At 70.4% G+C, this 15,152-nt stretch carries 11 protein-coding genes; 9 read left to right on the top strand and 2 right to left on the bottom strand.

Going from position 1 to position 15,152, the window contains the following annotated elements; all coding sequences use genetic code 11:
* Positions 1 to 12: 12 nt before the first annotated feature.
* Positions 13 to 1,752: a DNA repair protein RecN gene (recN, locus tag Q664_RS30435; protein WP_043403559.1), complete on the bottom strand. Its 1,740-nt coding sequence runs from the start codon at positions 1,750 to 1,752 to the stop codon at positions 13 to 15.
* 148 nt (positions 1,753 to 1,900) lie between these two features.
* Positions 1,901 to 5,203, bottom strand: a complete 3,303-nt coding sequence (locus Q664_RS30430) for a DEAD/DEAH box helicase (RefSeq protein WP_043403530.1) — start codon at positions 5,201 to 5,203, stop codon at positions 1,901 to 1,903.
* Positions 5,204 to 5,363: 160 nt separating this feature from the next.
* Here Q664_RS30430 and Q664_RS30425 point away from each other — a divergent pair, with 160 nt between their 5' ends.
* The 9 genes from Q664_RS30425 to Q664_RS30385 all read left to right on the top strand — a co-directional run bounded on the left by Q664_RS30425 (position 5,364) and on the right by Q664_RS30385 (position 15,147).
* Complete coding sequence (locus tag Q664_RS30425) at positions 5,364 to 6,350, top strand: 2-hydroxyacid dehydrogenase (protein ID WP_043403529.1); 987 nt, start codon at positions 5,364 to 5,366, stop codon at positions 6,348 to 6,350.
* On the top strand, positions 6,347 to 6,910 hold the full coding sequence (locus Q664_RS30420) for an adenine phosphoribosyltransferase (RefSeq protein WP_052518867.1): 564 nt from the start codon (positions 6,347 to 6,349) through the stop codon (positions 6,908 to 6,910). The genes Q664_RS30425 and Q664_RS30420 overlap by 4 nt, the downstream gene beginning before the upstream one ends.
* A 43-nt stretch (positions 6,911 to 6,953) precedes the next feature.
* The gene (locus Q664_RS52885) at positions 6,954 to 7,391 is read left to right on the top strand and encodes a hypothetical protein (RefSeq protein WP_052518866.1); all 438 of its coding nucleotides are present in this window, start codon (positions 6,954 to 6,956) and stop codon (positions 7,389 to 7,391) included.
* Positions 7,392 to 7,475: 84 nt separating this feature from the next.
* Entirely contained in the window at positions 7,476 to 10,052 is a 2,577-nt protein-coding gene (locus Q664_RS30410; protein ID WP_084610459.1) for an MSCRAMM family protein, read from the top strand.
* Between the two features lie 138 nt (positions 10,053 to 10,190).
* Positions 10,191 to 10,796 (top strand): TetR/AcrR family transcriptional regulator, encoded by a 606-nt coding sequence (locus tag Q664_RS30405; RefSeq protein ID WP_075207548.1) that lies wholly within the window; start codon positions 10,191 to 10,193, stop codon positions 10,794 to 10,796.
* Complete coding sequence (locus Q664_RS30400; protein ID WP_235216940.1) at positions 10,793 to 12,037, top strand: MFS transporter; 1,245 nt, start codon at positions 10,793 to 10,795, stop codon at positions 12,035 to 12,037. The genes Q664_RS30405 and Q664_RS30400 overlap by 4 nt, the downstream gene beginning before the upstream one ends.
* Positions 12,037 to 12,534, top strand: a complete 498-nt coding sequence (coaD, locus tag Q664_RS30395) for a pantetheine-phosphate adenylyltransferase (RefSeq protein WP_043403527.1) — start codon at positions 12,037 to 12,039, stop codon at positions 12,532 to 12,534. The genes Q664_RS30400 and coaD overlap by 1 nt, the downstream gene beginning before the upstream one ends.
* Positions 12,534 to 13,280 (top strand): MBL fold metallo-hydrolase, encoded by a 747-nt coding sequence (locus tag Q664_RS30390; RefSeq protein ID WP_043403526.1) that lies wholly within the window; start codon positions 12,534 to 12,536, stop codon positions 13,278 to 13,280. The genes coaD and Q664_RS30390 overlap by 1 nt, the downstream gene beginning before the upstream one ends.
* A 193-nt stretch (positions 13,281 to 13,473) precedes the next feature.
* A complete protein-coding gene (locus Q664_RS30385; protein ID WP_052518865.1) occupies positions 13,474 to 15,147 on the top strand; it encodes a bifunctional metallophosphatase/5'-nucleotidase in 1,674 nt (557 codons plus the stop codon).
* Positions 15,148 to 15,152: the final 5 nt, after the last annotated feature.

The raw sequence follows: 15,152 nt of genomic DNA, 5'->3' as shown, positions 1-15,152 counted from the left end.
GCACGTACCCGGCTACGCACTGCGGCGCAGCCTGTTCCGGGGGCCACCATCCGGGGCCGGCTCCCTCCGGGACCGGGGGGGTCCCGACGCCCGGTGGGCCGAGCGGACCAGGGCCTCGGCCGCTCCCAGGGCCTCTCGCGTCACCTCGACACCGGACATCATCCGCGCCAGCTCCTGGGTGCGCGCCGCCCCCGCCTCCAGAGGCACCACCTCCGAGACGGTCCGCTCGCCCTTGAGCCCCTTGCGGATGAGCAGGTGGGCATCCGCGTAGGCCGCCACCTGCGGCAGGTGGGTGATGCACAGCACCTGACGGTGCCCGCTGACGTCCCGAATCATCCGGCCCACCACGTCCGCGATGGCGCCGCTCACCCCCGAGTCCGCCTCGTCCAGGATGTAGCAGCCGCAGCCATCACTGTCCGCCAGTGCACGCTTGAGGGCCAGCAGGAGGCGCGAGGCCTCACCGCCGGAAGCCACCTTGGCCAGCTGCCGGGGAGGCTCACCCGGGTTGGCGCTGAAGAAGAACTCCACCTCGTCCAGGCCCTCGGCCTTGAGCTGGGTGCCGGGCGTCACCCGCACCTCGAAGGCGGCCTTGCCCAGCGCGAGCATCCCCAGGCCTTCCCGCACCTGCGTTCCAAAGGAGACGGCGCACGCGGAGCGCGCCCGCGACAGGGCCTCGCCACTGCGGCGCGCCCGCTCCTCCGCGGCCTTGCGCTCCCGGGCGAGCTGCTCCAGCACCTCCTGCCGGTTGTCCAGCGTGGACAGCTCCGTCTCCAGCGCGTCGCGCTTCTGCAGCACACCGTCCAGCGTGGTGGCGTGCTTGCGGCACAGCCGCTTGAGGGCGTCCAGGCGATCCTCCACCTCGCTCAACCGGGCCGGGTCGGACTCCAGACCCTCCACGTACCGGCCGAGCCGGCGCTGCGCCTCCTCCAGCTCCGCGAGGGCAGACCCCAGCGACTCCGCCACCGGCGCCAGCGTGGCGTCGCACTTCGCCGCCTCGGTCACCAGCCCCAGCGCGCGGCCCACCGTCTCCACCGCGCTCGACTCCTCACCGGACAGCAGCTGCTCCGCCTCGGCGCCCTGCCGCTTCAGCTTCTCCGAGCCCGCCAGCCGGCGCCGCTCGGCGTCCAGCCGCACGTCCTCGCCCGACTCCGGCTCCAGGCGGGAGATCTCATCCAATTGGAAGCGCAGGAACTCGGCGCGCTCGCGCAGCCGGGACTCGTCCCCGCCCAGCGCCTCCATGCGGGACACCACCTCCGCCACCGCCGCGTAGTCACGGCCATAGGCGGCGAGCTGCTCCTCCAACCGCCCGTAGCGGTCCAGCAGCACCCGGTGCAGTCCGGCGTCGAAGAGGCTCACGTGCTCGTGCTGGCCGGCGATGTCCACCGTGCCGCGCATGAAGCGCGCCAGCACGCCCACCGTCACCAGCGAACCATTGATGTAGGCCTTGGCGCGGCCATTGCGGCCCACCACGCGGCGCACCAGCACCTCGTCCCCGAGGTCCGGCACGCCCAACTCCTCCATCCGGGTGGCCAGCACGGGGGTGCGCTCGAAGACACCCTCCACCGAGGCCTCGTCGCATCCCGCGCGGATGGCGTCCGCATCCGCCCGCCCGCCCAGCAGCAGCCCGAGGGCGTCCACCAGAATGGACTTGCCCGCCCCCGTTTCGCCCGTGAGCACGGTCAGGCCGGCCCCGAACGTCACCTCCACCTCCTCGATCACCGCCACATTCGAAATGCGCAAGCCCAGCAGCACGGTGCCCTCCTTCGCCATTCGGACCGTACCTGAACAACCTAGCAGTGGGCTCTGACACTGCACAAGCGTTCCGTCCCGAGGCTCGTGCGGCAGCTTGCATGCACGGAGGGTGATGTGAGGAGTCGGACTCTCTTGTAGCCCTCCCGGGTCACTCGCCCTGGAAGAGGTCGACGATGTCCGACTCGGTCAGCAGCTTGCCGAAGTCTCCATCCGCGCTGAGCACGCCCGCGGCCAGGTCCTTCTTGCGCTTCTGGAGGCTGAGAATCTTCTCCTCCACGGTGCCGCGGGTAATGAGCTTGTAGCTGATGACCGCGCGCGTCTGGCCGATGCGGTGGGTACGGTCGGTCGCCTGGTCCTCCACGGCCGGGTTCCACCACGGATCGTAGTGGATGACGTAGTCGGCCGCGGTGAGGTTGAGGCCGGTGCCACCCGCCTTGAGGCTGATGAAGAAGAGCGGCGGCCCGTCCGGACGGTTGAACTCGTCCACCTTGCCCATGCGGTCCTTCGTCCGGCCGTCCAGGTAGAGGTAGCGCAGGCCCCGGCGGTCCGCCTCGCCCTTGAGCAGCTCCAGCATCTCGGTGAACTGACTGAAGACGAGCGCGCGGTGGCCTTCGGCGACGAGGTCGTCCACCAACTGGCCGAAGCGCTCCAGCTTCGCGCTGCTGGGCAGCAACGTGCCGGGCGGCATCTTGAGCAGGCGCGGATCGCAGCACACCTGGCGCAGGCGCATGAGCGCCGCGAGGATGGAGACGCGGCTGCGCTTGAAGCCCATCTTCTCGATGGACTCGTTCACCTTGCGGCGGCTCTCCTCGAGCACCTCGCGGTAGAGCGCCGCCTGCCCGGGCTCCATCTCGCACCACGCCACGCTCTCCGTCTTGGGCGGCAGGTCCTTGGCCACCTCCGTCTTCAGACGGCGCAGGATGAAGGGCTGGATGCGGCGGCGCAGACGGTCACGCACCGCGCTGTCGTTGGCCACCTGGATGGGCTGCTCGAAACGGTCGCTGAAGCCCTCCGCGCTGCCGAGGAAACCCGGCATCAGGAAGTCGAAGAGGCTCCACAGCTCGCTGAGCCGGTTCTCCAGCGGCGTACCCGTGAGCGCGAGCCGCGTGTCGCTCGGCAGCGACTTGCACGCCTGCGCCGTGGCGCTGTCCGCGTTCTTGATGTTCTGCGCCTCGTCGAGGATGACGTAGCGGAAGCCCACCTCGCTGAGCGCCTCCAGATCCCTGCGCACCAACGCGTAGGACGTGAGCACGAGGTCCGCGCCCTTGAGATCCTCCACGCGCTCCTTGCGGTCCTGGCCGTGCCACACCACCGTCTTGAGGCCCGGGGTGAAGCGCTCGGCCTCGCGCTCCCAGTTGGCGAGCACGCTGGTGGGCGCCACCACGAGCGACGGCTTGCGGCCCTCATCGTTGGCCACCTTCTGCAGCAGGCTCAAGGACTGGATCGTCTTTCCGAGACCCATGTCGTCCGCGAGGATGCCGGACAGCCCGTGCCGGTGGAGGAACCACAGCCAGGACAGACCCGCCTCCTGGTAGTGGCGCAACGTGGCCTGGAGGCCCTCGGGCAGCGCCACCTTGGGCACGCCGTTGGTGTCGCGCAGCTCGGTCATCGCCTTGCGCGCCTTGGCCTCCACCTCGGTGAACTCGCCGAGCTCGATGAGCAGATCCAACGCGACGGCCTGGTGCAGTGGCAGGCGCGTGCGGGTGCGGCCGGGCATGGCACCCGCCTCTTCCAACAGGTCCGCGGCGCGCTTGAGCTCCGCGAGGTCCGCCTCGGCGTAGGTGCCGTCCTTCAGCGGAACGAAGCGCCGGCCCGAGTCGAGCCACATGCGCACCGCGCCCAGGTCCACCGCCTGATCATCGGTGATGAACTCGGCATCCAGCTCGAACCAGCTCACCCCGCTCATGCCCACGCGGATGCGCGGACGCAGCTTGGGCCGCAGCCTCACCTTGGGCGCCTGCACCCCGTAGCGCTCCCAGTCCTCGGGCAGCGACGCGAGCCCGCGCGCCCAGAACTCGATGGCCCCATCCCCACTCGTCTCGTAGGCGTGGGTGTGGCCGTCGTAGCGCATGCCCAGCTCCTGCAGACGCTTGCCCGCGGCGCGCTCCAGCTCCTCGCGGCGCCGGTACAGCTTGCGGCCATCCGTGCCCACGCCACTGGCATAACCCAGGTGCGAGGCCGTGGGGGACACGGGCACGGTGGTCTGCCCGTAGCGCGCCGCCAGCTGCACCTTCACGCGCTCGGGCGTCCCCTCGAGCGTGAGCAGGAAGCGGGGCTCCACCGACTCGTCCACGTCGATGTCGTCCGCCTTGAGCGCCATCTGGAAGCGCGGCAGGTGGGCGGCGAAGAACGTGAGCACCCGATCCAACTGCCCCACCGGGAAGGACATGGTGGGCTCCAGCAGCCACTTGCGCACCAGGCGCGGAGGCAGGTCCGGCTCCACCGGCGAGAGCGTCTGCGCGGTGATGATGTACGTGCGCATGCCCGCCAGCAGGATCGCGTCCTTGAGGGCCAGGCTCGTCCCATCCGGCATGAGCAGCTCGATACGGGCCGTGGCTCCGTCCGGGCGGGACTCGAGGTGGATCTGCGGCCGCACCGGCTCGTCCGAGAAGAGCAGCGCGGTGCCACGGTAGATGACGCGGCGCTGGCGCAGGAACTCGAACATCTCGCACAGGTCCTCGTCGGAGAGGACGATGCGCGAGTCGTACCGCTGCTCGTGCCTGGCGAGCAGGATGAAGACGCGCTCGTCGGCCGGGGCGATGCGGGTGCCGGCCTGGAGCATGCGCTTGATGTGCACGGGCCCCTTCATCTGCGCGTCCTGGCGGCGCACGTCCATCAGCCAGTGACGGCCACCGGGACCCGTGTTGGAGGGCGTGAGCCGGTAGAGGAACTCGTAGTCCGGCAGGGCGGAGAGGCCCAGCCAGCTCTCCACCTTGGCGAGCGCGGGGAGGCTCACCGCGTCCATCAGGGGCGAGTCCACCGAGGGAACGGGAACCTCGGAATCAGTGTCCACCTCGCCGTCCACCGAGGGCTCATCGGGAGCGGCGTCGGCCACGGGGGGGGCCGGCTTGGGGGCAGCCGAGGCAGCGGATGCGGCGGCCGCCGAGGAGGCGATCATCGAGGCGCGCAGCCGGGCGGCATAGACGAGCGCCGCGGCCACCACGTGCTTGCAGTGCGGCCCGTAGACGTTCCACGACTGGCAGGTGCACTTGGAGGTGGGCTTGCCGTTGCCCACCTCGAGCGACACGTCGTAGCGCGCCTGCGGCGAGTTGGAGCCGGCTACCTGGGCCCGGATGAGATCCCCCTCCCGTTGGAGGCCGAAGACGCGGCGCGTTTCCGCGACTTCGCGGCCCTTCTTGAAGGTGGTGGGCTGAACTTCCGCCTTGAGGGCGCGCAGCCACTGGCCATCAGGCGGGAAAGAAGCTTCTCGGTTGTCGGCGGTGGAGGGCACGTTCTCGCAAGTCCCTTCCCCCCCGGTGGCGAGGGGAATCCATTCGATTACCACAGACGGGGCAGCCTCCGTCGTGGGAAAAATGCAGGTCGATGAACGGGCGATGGTTGCTCGGTCATCCACCGCACGGCTCGCGGCTGTGCGAGCATCGGCGGTCGACATGGAACGCCCCACACGCCCCCGAGTTTTCGTCACGCGACAACTTCCCGGAGACGCGCTGGCCCGGCTGGCCGCTCAGGTCTCACTCCGGGTGTGGGAAGAGCAGTTGCCTCCCCCACGCGACGTGCTGCTCTCGGAGGCCCGGGAGGTGGACGGGCTCATCACCCTGCTGACCGACCAGGTGGACGAGCCCCTGCTCGACCGCGCCCACCGCCTCCGGGCCGTCAGCAACGTGGCCGTCGGGTACGACAACATCGACGTGGCGGCGTGCACCGCGCGGCGCATCCCCGTGGGCAATACGCCGGGGGTGCTCACGGAGACGACGGCGGACTTCGCCTTCGCCCTGCTGATGGGGCTGACGCGGCGGGTGGCCGAGGCGGACGCGTACGTCCGGGCGGGCCGGTGGAGGACGTGGGAGCCCGGCCTGCTGCTGGGCACGGACGTGCACGGGGCAACCCTCGGCATCGTGGGGATGGGAGCCATCGGCGCGGCGATGGCCCGGCGGGCGCGCGGCTTCGGGATGCGGCTCCTCTACGTCAACCGCCGGGCCCGGCCGGACCTGGAGGCGGAGCTGGGCCTCACCCGCGTGGACAAGGCCACGCTGCTGGCCGAGTCGGACTTCGTCTCGCTGCACGTGCCACTGAACGCGGAGACCCGGCACTGGCTGGGCCGGGCGGAATTCGCGGCCATGAAGCCGGGAGCCCTGCTGGTGAACACGGCCCGGGGGCCGGTGGTGGACCAGGCCGCCCTGGTGGAGGCGCTGTCCGTCGGACACCTGGGCGGCGCCGCGCTGGATGTGACGGACCCGGAGCCCCTGCCCTCCGACAGCCCATTGATGACCCTTCCCAACGTCCTGCTCGCCCCCCACATCGCGAGCGCCAGCCACGCAACCCGTGGACGCATGGCCTCCATGGCGGTGGATAATCTCCTCGCCGCGCTGGAAGGGCGGAAGCCCCCTCACTGCGTCAACCCGGAGCTCTTCACATGAGCAACACCCCTCCCCTCTTCGTCCCCGGTCATGACTCCAACCTCGTCGAGGACGTGAAGGCCCGCGTCCGCGACGTGCCGGACTTTCCCAAGCCGGGAGTCCTCTTCAAGGACGTGACGCCCGTGCTGGCGGATCCCCACCTCTTCGGGCGGGTGGTGAACGCGATGGCGGCGCCCTTCCGTGGCCGCCACATCAACAAGGTGGTGGGCGTGGAGGCACGCGGCTTCCTCCTCGGTGCGCCCATCGCCCTGGCCCTGCACGCGGGCTTCGCTCCAGCGCGCAAGCCGGGGAAGCTGCCCTACAAGACGGTGACGGAGCGTTACTCCCTGGAGTACGGCGACGACGGGCTGCAGCTCCACGAGGACGCGGTGGGCCGTGGGGACCGGGTGCTCATCGTGGACGATCTGCTGGCCACGGGCGGCACCGCGGAGGCGACGGCGCGCCTGGTGACGAAGCTCGGCGGAGAGGTGGTGGGCTTCAGCGTCCTCATCTCGCTGGACTTCCTGCCCGGGCGCGAGCGGCTGGGCCGAGAGAAGGTCTGCGCGTTGCTGTCCTACTGAGCGCCGAGCTCATGGCGGTGAGGGCCATTCCCCGGGAGCAACCATGGCGAAACAGAACACGATAGAGCTGGTATCGGGCCGGACCATCCACTTGCGGTTCCTTGAGCAGTCACTGGTGTACGAGGAGCCGATTCCGGGAGTTCCGAAATGGGAGGACAGCCAGCGTTTCGTCGAACGCATCCTGGAGAGGGCACGCAAACATTCCAATGGGTACGCGCCCTACTTGATCCCTCCTCCCGAGCGGCCCATCGGGGACCCACTGCCCCCGTTCGCCCAAAGCAGTCAGCCGATGCTCCTCCCCCCGGTGGTGTGCATCGCCCGCTTCTATTCGCACTACGAGGCCAGTGACCCCTCCAAGGACTACTCGGGGCTGGCCGTGCTCTGGTTCCAGGACGAGTTCGCCTTCCCCATCGACCCCGCGGTGATGAAGCACCTGAGGGAGCTCGACTGGGAGCGCCACGCCATCGACTACGACTATTGAGGCCCGCCGCCCGGCCCACGGGAGAGTGACCTGCGACCCAGCGCTGGAGCCTCCTGTAACATCACTCGCGAGGGAGACATCCGAATGGGGCGATGGTTGGGCATCCTCATCGGCGCCGCGCTGCTGGCCGCGGCGCTCTGGTTCGCCTACTGGGAAGCACCCGCGAAGACGGCTGCCTCCACGAAAGCAAGTCCCACCTCCGCGGAGACCACTGCACGCGGTGACGGCGAGCCGCGGGAAACACCCGGAGGCTTTTCCCTCTGGGGCCTGCTATCGGGCTCGGAAGGAGGACAGGGCTCCTCCCAGGGTGGCTGGAGGATATGGCCCTCACGAGGATGGGGCTCGCGCTGGCGGTTCGGGCTCGCTCGCGAGTGCTGGCTGAGCGGCCGGATCTCGGACGAGGACGGCCAGCCCCTTCCAGGCGCCACGGTGCAGGTGACGGATGGCATGGGACGCGCGTTGCTGCGGGTCTTCGAGGAGACCCAGACGGACGCGGACGGCCGCTACCGGATAGGGCCCTTCGCGCCGGGGCTCTACACCGTCTTCGCCGATGGGGACGGCTACGTCGGCACGAAACGCCAGGCGCACCCCATCGCCTCCGAGTCGGAGACCCTGGACTTCACGCTGCGGCACGCGGTGCTCGTGGAGGGCACGGTGGTGGACGAGGCCGGCCAACCGGTGGGCGCGGTGTCGCTCTGGCTGCGCAGGCCTGGAGAGGAAGCAACGGGGGCGGAAGGGCTCCTCGACTTCACGGACTCCCGCGAGGACGGGACGTTCCGCATGGATGCGCCGGAGCCCGGGGAGTACTCCGTGCGCATGATGCACGCGGAGTTCGTCGAGACCGAGCGGCCGGTGCAGGCCCCGGCGAAGGGAGCAAGGCTGGTGCTGCGCTCGGGCGCGGCGGTGGAAGCCGAGGTGGTGGACGAGTCCGGACGGCCCGTGGCGAAGGCCGAGCTCCATGTCCTCCCCGAGCCCATCCAGAGCCCCTACCATGACAAGCCCGGCCACACGGACGAGACCGGACGGGTGACGCTGAGGGGGCTCGAGCCCGGCCGATACGCGGTGGTGGCCGCGATGCCGGAGAGCACGCCCCTGCGCACGGTGCGGCGGGTGGTGGAGCTGCGCGACTCGGAACGGCAGCGGGTCCGGCTGCAATTCGAGGAGGGCCTGCGGCTGTCGGGCGTGGTGGTGGACCAGAAGGGAAGACCCGTGGCGGGCGCGGAGGTGCGGTTGGCTCCGGCCTCCATGGTCGACCCGCACAAGTACGAGCATCCCGAGCTGGAGCCCTACACGGATCGACTGGATGAAGCGTGGTTCTCGGGAACCGGGCAGACGAACCAGACGGGGCCTGACGGACGCTTCACCGTGCCCCACCTGCGTCCAGGGACCTGGCTGGTGACGGCGCTCAAGGACGGCTACGCCTTCGACAGCCGGGCCACGGGAGGCACGAGACGGCCGCTCGGGCCGCTCTCGGGGGTGCTGCTCTCCGCCGGGACGAGCGACGTGCGCCTGGTGTTGGAGTCCCTGGGCTACGTGCGCGGACGGGTGGTGGGCCCGGATGGCTCGCCCGTCACCCGCTTCCTGCTCAACGAGCTCGTGCAAGAAGACGCACGGGGAGAGTTCCGCTGGCCCATCCACGGCAATGGCGAGATGGTGCTGGCCTTCGCCGCATCCGGGCTGGCGGGCACGGTGCGCAAGGTGCTGGGACGCGAGGGTGAGGACTCGAATCTGGGTGACGTGGTGCTGAGCCGCGGGCGGCAGGTGCGGGTGCGCGTGGTGGACGCGGCCACGTCCGAACCCGTGCACAGCGCCATCGTGGACTTGAGAGATCCCTCGGGCGCGGACCCTGAAGAGAATCGCTCGCTGATCTACGACATCCGCGAGGTCCACACCGGACCCGATGGCACCCACCAGTACGAAGCGCGTCCCCCGCCCCAGTCGGATTTCGATGGGACACTGGTGCTGGAGAACGTGGAGTCGAGGCCCTTGCTGGTGCTCGTGAGCCACCCGGAGTACCTCAAGGCGAGTGTGCCGCTCGGGGCGGAGGCACGGGAGGTGACGGTCCCCCTGCGCGCGGGCGCCTGGGTGCAGGGTGAAATCCGCGCCGGAGGGACGCTGCTCGACCACGGACTGGTGAAGTTGAGCACCCCCCAGGGCGAGTACGCGGACTCCGCGAGCCTCGATGAAGGAACGTACTCACTGGGGCCGGTGAAGGCGGGGCGCTACATCGCGCAGGTGGACAGCATCCACCTGCCAGGAGAGGAGCCGGCTCCCGTATTCCTGCCCAGAGAGGTGGAGGTACCGGCGAGCGGGACGGTGACGCTGGACTTCGAGGCCCAGCGGACTGGAACCGCCGTGGACGTGCGCATCGCCGAAGAAGCCGCCGAGGTCATCCTCGTGACGGGCGCGCAGCCCCTCCCAGGATCGCGAGAGCAGATCTACCAGCGCTTCTCCTTCGGACACCGGACCGAGCCGGACAGAGAGGGCCACTTCCGCTTCCGGATGCTGCCCGCGGGCCACTACACCCTCTTCGCCGTACAAGACTGGCACGCGCTCGAGATCTCCCTCCATCGCGAGGAGGTGGACGTCCCCGCCCGGGAGACGATGTCCCTCACCGTGAAACCGCGTTGGCAGCCCCTCGTGAGCGTCCCGTCCGAATAACGCACAACTCCCCTCTCCCCCCGGGAGAGGGACGGGGTGAGGGTATCTCGCACCCCAGGTTGAACCCCAGCGTCCGGGTTGACGCCGTGGGTCCACGGGCTTATAAGTTGGTTGACCAACCTAGAAACGGAGCCGCGGATGGCCCGCCCATCGAACACGGAGGAGCGCCGGCAGCAGATCGTCGAGGGTCTGCTGCGCGTCATGGCCGAGCGCGGCTACGAGCGCGCGTCCATCGCGGAAATCGCGAAGGCGGCGGGGCTCAGCCCGGGGCTGGTGCACTACCACTTCACGGAGAAGCAGGAGATCCTCCTGACGCTGGTGGAGCAACTGGCGGGGCGCGTGCGCGAGCGGGTGAAGACGCGGCTGGAGCGGGTGAAGGGCGGAGCCCGGGCGCAGGTGGACGCGTTCCTCGACGCCTTCCTGGCCACGGGGGAGGACGCGGACCCCGCCTCGGTGGCCGCGTGGGTGACCATCAGCGCGGAGGCCGTGCGGCAGCCCGAGGTGCGCGCGGCCTACGAGAAGGTGGTGCGCGCGGACCTCGAGCACCTGGAGGAGCTGGTGGGCGCGGTCATCGGCCGCCGACGGGCGCGAGCGGTGGCGGCGGGCCTCTTCGCGGCGGTGCAGGGCTACTTCGTCCTCTCGACGGCGGCACCGGGCCTCACGCCTCCGGGCTCCGCCGCGGGCACGGTGAAGCGCATGGCCGCGGGGCTGCTCGACGCGGCCGAGTCTCCGGAGGGCACATGAAGACCTCGCTGAACACTCCCATGAAGCTCGGGCTGCTCACGAGCCTCTACCTCTCGCAGGGCCTGCCCTTCGGCTTCTTCACCCAGACGCTGCCCGTGCTGCTGCGCATGCAGGGCATGTCGCTGCCGGACATCGGCCTGGCGAACCTGCTCGCGCTGCCCTGGGCGCTCAAGTTCCTCTGGGCCCCGCTCATGGACCGGTACGGCTCGGAGCGCCTGGGCCGGCGGCGCGGCTACATCCTCCCGTTGCAGGTCCTCTCGGCGGCGCTGCTCCTGGGGCTCGCCCTTCCCGAGGGCACGGTGAGCATCCCCGCGCTCCTCGGAGCCGTGCTGCTCGTCAACCTGCTGGCGGCCACGCAGGACGTGGCCACGGACGGGCTCGCGGTGGAGCTGCTCGAGCGCCACGAGCGCGGCTGGGGCAACGGCATCCAGGTGGCCGGCTACCGCGTGGGCATGATTCTCGGCGGCGGGCTGATGCTCATCCTCATCGACACCCTGGGCTGGCGCTCCACCCTGCTGAGCATGGGCGTGATGCTGCTCGTGGCCACGGTGCCGGTGGCCCTGTTCCGCGAGCCCGCCTCCCCCGCGTCCGGACACGAGGCCATGCGCCTCGGGCCCTGGCTCCGCGAATCCCTGCTGTCCTGGACGCGGCGCCCCGGCGCGGGCACGTGGCTCACCCTGCTCGTCCTCTTCAAGGCGGGCGAGCACCTGGCCACGGGCATGCTCCGCACCTTCCTCGTCGACGTGGGGCTGGAGCTGGCCCAGGTGGGATGGATGCTCGGCATCGTGGGCTTCACCACGGGGCTGCTGGGCGCGCTCATCGGCGGGGCGCTCGTCAACCGGCTGGGCCAACGGCGCGCGCTGCTCGTCTTCGGCACGCTGCAGGCGGCGGCGGTGCTCCTCTACGCCCTGGCCGCGCTCGGGGCCTCCGTGCCCGTGCTCGCCCTCGTCTGCGGCGTGGAGCACCTGGCGAGCGGCATGGCCACCGCCACCCTCTTCACGGTGATGATGGACCAGTGCCGCCCGGAGCACGCCGCCTCCGACTACACGCTGCAGGCCTCGCTCGTGGTGCTCGCCACCGGCGCCGCCGCGGCCGTGAGTGGCTTCAGCGCCCAGGCCTTCGGCTACGCGTGGCACTTCACGCTCTCGGCGGCCGTCTGCGCCCTGGCCGTCGTCTGGGTGGCCTTCACCTTTCATACCCCCCGGACGCTCGCGCCCGGGGCTCACCCGGAGGTGTCGTGATGACCATCGCCGTCTACGCCGGCAGCTTCGACCCGGTGACCGCCGGCCACCTCTCCGTCATCCGTCAGGCCGCGCGCCTCTTCGGCCATGTCGTGGTGGTGGTGGCCATCAACCCCGAGAAGCGCACCCTCCTCTCCGTGGCCGAGCGCGTGGAGTTGCTGCGCGAGGTGGTGGCGCTCCACCCCAACGTCACCGTGGCCAGCACCGAGGGCCTCATCGTGGACTACGCGCGGGCCATCGGCGCCAGCGTGCTGCTGCGCGGGGTGCGTGGCGCCACGGATGCCCAGTTCGAGACGACGCTGGCCCAGGCCAACCGCGCGCTCGCCCCGGACCTGGCCACCCTCTTCCTCCCCGCCGAGTCCCACCTCGCCGAGGTGAGCAGCAGCAGCCTCAAGGAGAAGCTGGCGCGCGGCGAGGACGTTTCCGACTTCTGCCCGCCCGCCGTCGCGGCGAAGCTGCGGTCGCGACTGAGCCCCCCTTCCCTCCGGAGCCCGTGATGAGCCTGTCCTTCGTCACCCTCGGCGTTGGCGATGCCTTCTCCGCGCTGCACTACTCCTCGTGTCTGGCGCTCGAAGCCGAGGGCCAGGTGCTGCTCATCGACTGCCCCCACCCCATCCGCAAGATGATGCGCGAGGCCAGCCTCTCCTCGGGCGTGGAGCTGGACGCGGACCGCGTGTCGGGCCTCGTCCTCACCCACCTGCACGCGGACCACAGCTCTGGCGTGGAGGGGCTCGGATACTTCTCCTTCTTCGTGCTCAAACGGAAGCTGCGGCTGCTCGCCCACCCGGACGTGACGCGCCGGCTGTGGGACGGCCACCTCGCCGCGGGCATGGAGGACCTCATCCGCAAGCCCGGCGGCGAGCCCCAGCGCCATGGCTTCGAGGACTACTTCGAGCCCCTCCCGCTCTCCACCGAGGCCGCCGTGCGCTTCGGTCCCTTCTCCATCGAGAGCCGCCTCACCTACCACCACGTGCCCACCACGGCCCTGCGCATCCGCGCTGGCGGGCGCTGCCTGGGCTACAGCGCCGACACCGCCTACGACGAGGGCCTCATCTCCTGGCTCGCCGAGGCGGACCTCGTGGTGCACGAGACGAACTACGGCGTGCACACACCCTACGAGAAGCTGGCCGCGCTGCCCGCCGCCCTGCGCGCGAAGATGCGGCTCATCCACTACCCGGATGACTTCGACCTCGGGGCGAGCAACATCGAGCCGCTCACGCAGGGGCGCCGCTACACCGTCTGAGCTCCGCTTCCCGAGCGAGCGGGCGTGCTCCATCTCCGTCCGCGTCTCCCACCCGTAGTGAAGCGCTTCCGCCCGGTGCCGCCCCCCGGGCGAGGAGGGAGCCGGGCATCGCCACACCGCGTCACGGTGAGGTCACGCGAAAGGATGCACAAGCGAGCCGGACATGGGACATTGGCCCCACCGACGAACACCCATGGCCCTCCCGTTCCGCCCGCCGAGCCCCCTGGCCACACTCCTGGCCGCCCTGCTTCTCGCCGCTGGTTGCGCCTCGCTGCCCGGGAGCGCCCCCACGTCCTCCTCGGCCGCGGAGCCCAAACCGGCCGACGACGCGGCCACCGAGGCGGCGCAGGACGAGGAGCCCACCGTCACGCTCACGCTGCTGCACGTCAACGACGTGTACCAGTTCACCCCGGTGGACTTCGGGGCCCGGGGCGGACTGGGGCGGCTCTCCACGCTGCGCAAGCAGGTGCTCGCCGAGTCGCCGAACACGCTGTTCCTCATGGCCGGTGACACGCTGGGGCCCTCCGTGGAGTCCACCGTCCACAAGGGCAAGCAGATGATCGACGCGTGGAACGCGCTGGGCCTGGACTTCGCGGTGCTGGGCAACCACGAGTTCGACTTCGGTCCCGACGTGATGCGCGAGCGCATCCAGGAGTCCCGCTTCACCTGGCTGGGCGCCAACGTCATGGACAAGCAGACGGGCCGCACCTTCGCGGATACCCCGCCCTTCGTCATCCGCGACGTGGGCGGCGTGAAGGTGGGCATCTTCGGGGTCCTGCTGGGCAAGACGAAGTACAGCTCCAAGCCCGGCCCGGACGTGTTCTTCACGGACACGTGCGCCAAGGCGCGCGAGCTGGTGCCGCAGATGCGCAAGCAGGGCGCGCAGATCGTCATCGGGCTCACGCACCTGTTCGTCGCCGAGGACAAGGTGCTCGCCCGCTGCGCCCCCATCGATCTCATCATCGGTGGCCACGAGCACGTGATGATGCAGGCGGTGTCCAACGGCACGCCCATCGTCAAGATGTCCTCCGAGGCGCGGGAGCTGGGGCGCGTCACCCTGCATGTGGGCACCCAGAGCGGCAAGCTCAAGAGCATGGACTTCGACGTGCTGCCGGTGACGCCCGAGGTGCCGGAGGACCCCGCCTTCGCCAGCGCCATGCGCGAGTACGACGCGATGATGGCCGATCTCTCCCAGCCCGTGGGCCGCACGCGGGTGCCCCTGGATGCCCTCGAGGGCTCCAACCGCAGCCACGAGACGAACCTGGCCTCCTTCGTCGCGGACGCCTACCGCGAGGCCGCCGGCGCGGAGGTGGCGCTCATCAATGGGGGCTCCATCCGCTCGGACTCGGTGCTGAGGCCGGGCCCGCTCACCCGGCGCGACGTGCTGGCCATCCACCCCTACCCGGGCTCGGTGGTGAGCATCGAGGTGTCGGGCGCGGTGCTGCGCCAGGCGCTCGAGCACGGTGTCAGCCGCAGCGCCGAGGAGACGGACCCCGGCCGCTTCCCCCAGGTCTCCGGCATCCAGTACGCCTTCGACGTGTGCCGCCCCGCGGGCGACCGGATCGTCCGCGTCACCGTGAATGGCGAGCCGCTGGACGTGAAGCGCACGTACACGCTGGCCACCAACTCGTACATGTCCGGCGGCGGTGACGGGTACTCCATGTTCAAGGGCGCGAAGTACCGCGTCTCTCCGGACAAGGGCCGCACCACGCAGGACGTGCTGCGCGATGCCTTCGCCTCCGCCGAGGCCATTGCCCCCACCACCACCGGCCGCATCGAGCGGCTGCGCGGGGGCGCCCGGGAGGTCGCGAGCAAGGACGGCCATGACGCTCCGCTCTGCCCGGGTCCGGCGAGCGCGGGGAAGTAGGAACC

Source organism: Archangium violaceum Cb vi76, assembly GCF_000733295.1.
Taxonomy (GTDB): domain Bacteria; phylum Myxococcota; class Myxococcia; order Myxococcales; family Myxococcaceae; genus Archangium; species Archangium violaceum.
This window is presented reverse-complemented; position numbering and strand designations above follow the sequence as displayed.

What these genes read in the sequence shown, in the direction of transcription:
- Q664_RS30405 (WP_075207548.1), top strand. Translation starts at nt 10,191, where the DNA reads ATGGCCCGCCCATCGAACACGGAGGAGCGCCGGCAGCAGATCGTCGAG.
- coaD (WP_043403527.1), top strand. Translation starts at nt 12,037, where the DNA reads ATGACCATCGCCGTCTACGCCGGCAGCTTCGACCCGGTGACCGCCGGC.
- Q664_RS30390 (WP_043403526.1), top strand. Translation starts at nt 12,534, where the DNA reads ATGAGCCTGTCCTTCGTCACCCTCGGCGTTGGCGATGCCTTCTCCGCG.
- Q664_RS52885 (WP_052518866.1), top strand. Translation starts at nt 6,954, where the DNA reads ATGGCGAAACAGAACACGATAGAGCTGGTATCGGGCCGGACCATCCAC.
- Q664_RS30400 (WP_235216940.1), top strand. Translation starts at nt 10,793, where the DNA reads ATGAAGACCTCGCTGAACACTCCCATGAAGCTCGGGCTGCTCACGAGC.
- Q664_RS30410 (WP_084610459.1), top strand. Translation starts at nt 7,476, where the DNA reads ATGGGGCGATGGTTGGGCATCCTCATCGGCGCCGCGCTGCTGGCCGCG.
- Q664_RS30420 (WP_052518867.1), top strand. Translation starts at nt 6,347, where the DNA reads ATGAGCAACACCCCTCCCCTCTTCGTCCCCGGTCATGACTCCAACCTC.
- Q664_RS30385 (WP_052518865.1), top strand. Translation starts at nt 13,474, where the DNA reads ATGGCCCTCCCGTTCCGCCCGCCGAGCCCCCTGGCCACACTCCTGGCC.
- Q664_RS30425 (WP_043403529.1), top strand. Translation starts at nt 5,364, where the DNA reads ATGGAACGCCCCACACGCCCCCGAGTTTTCGTCACGCGACAACTTCCC.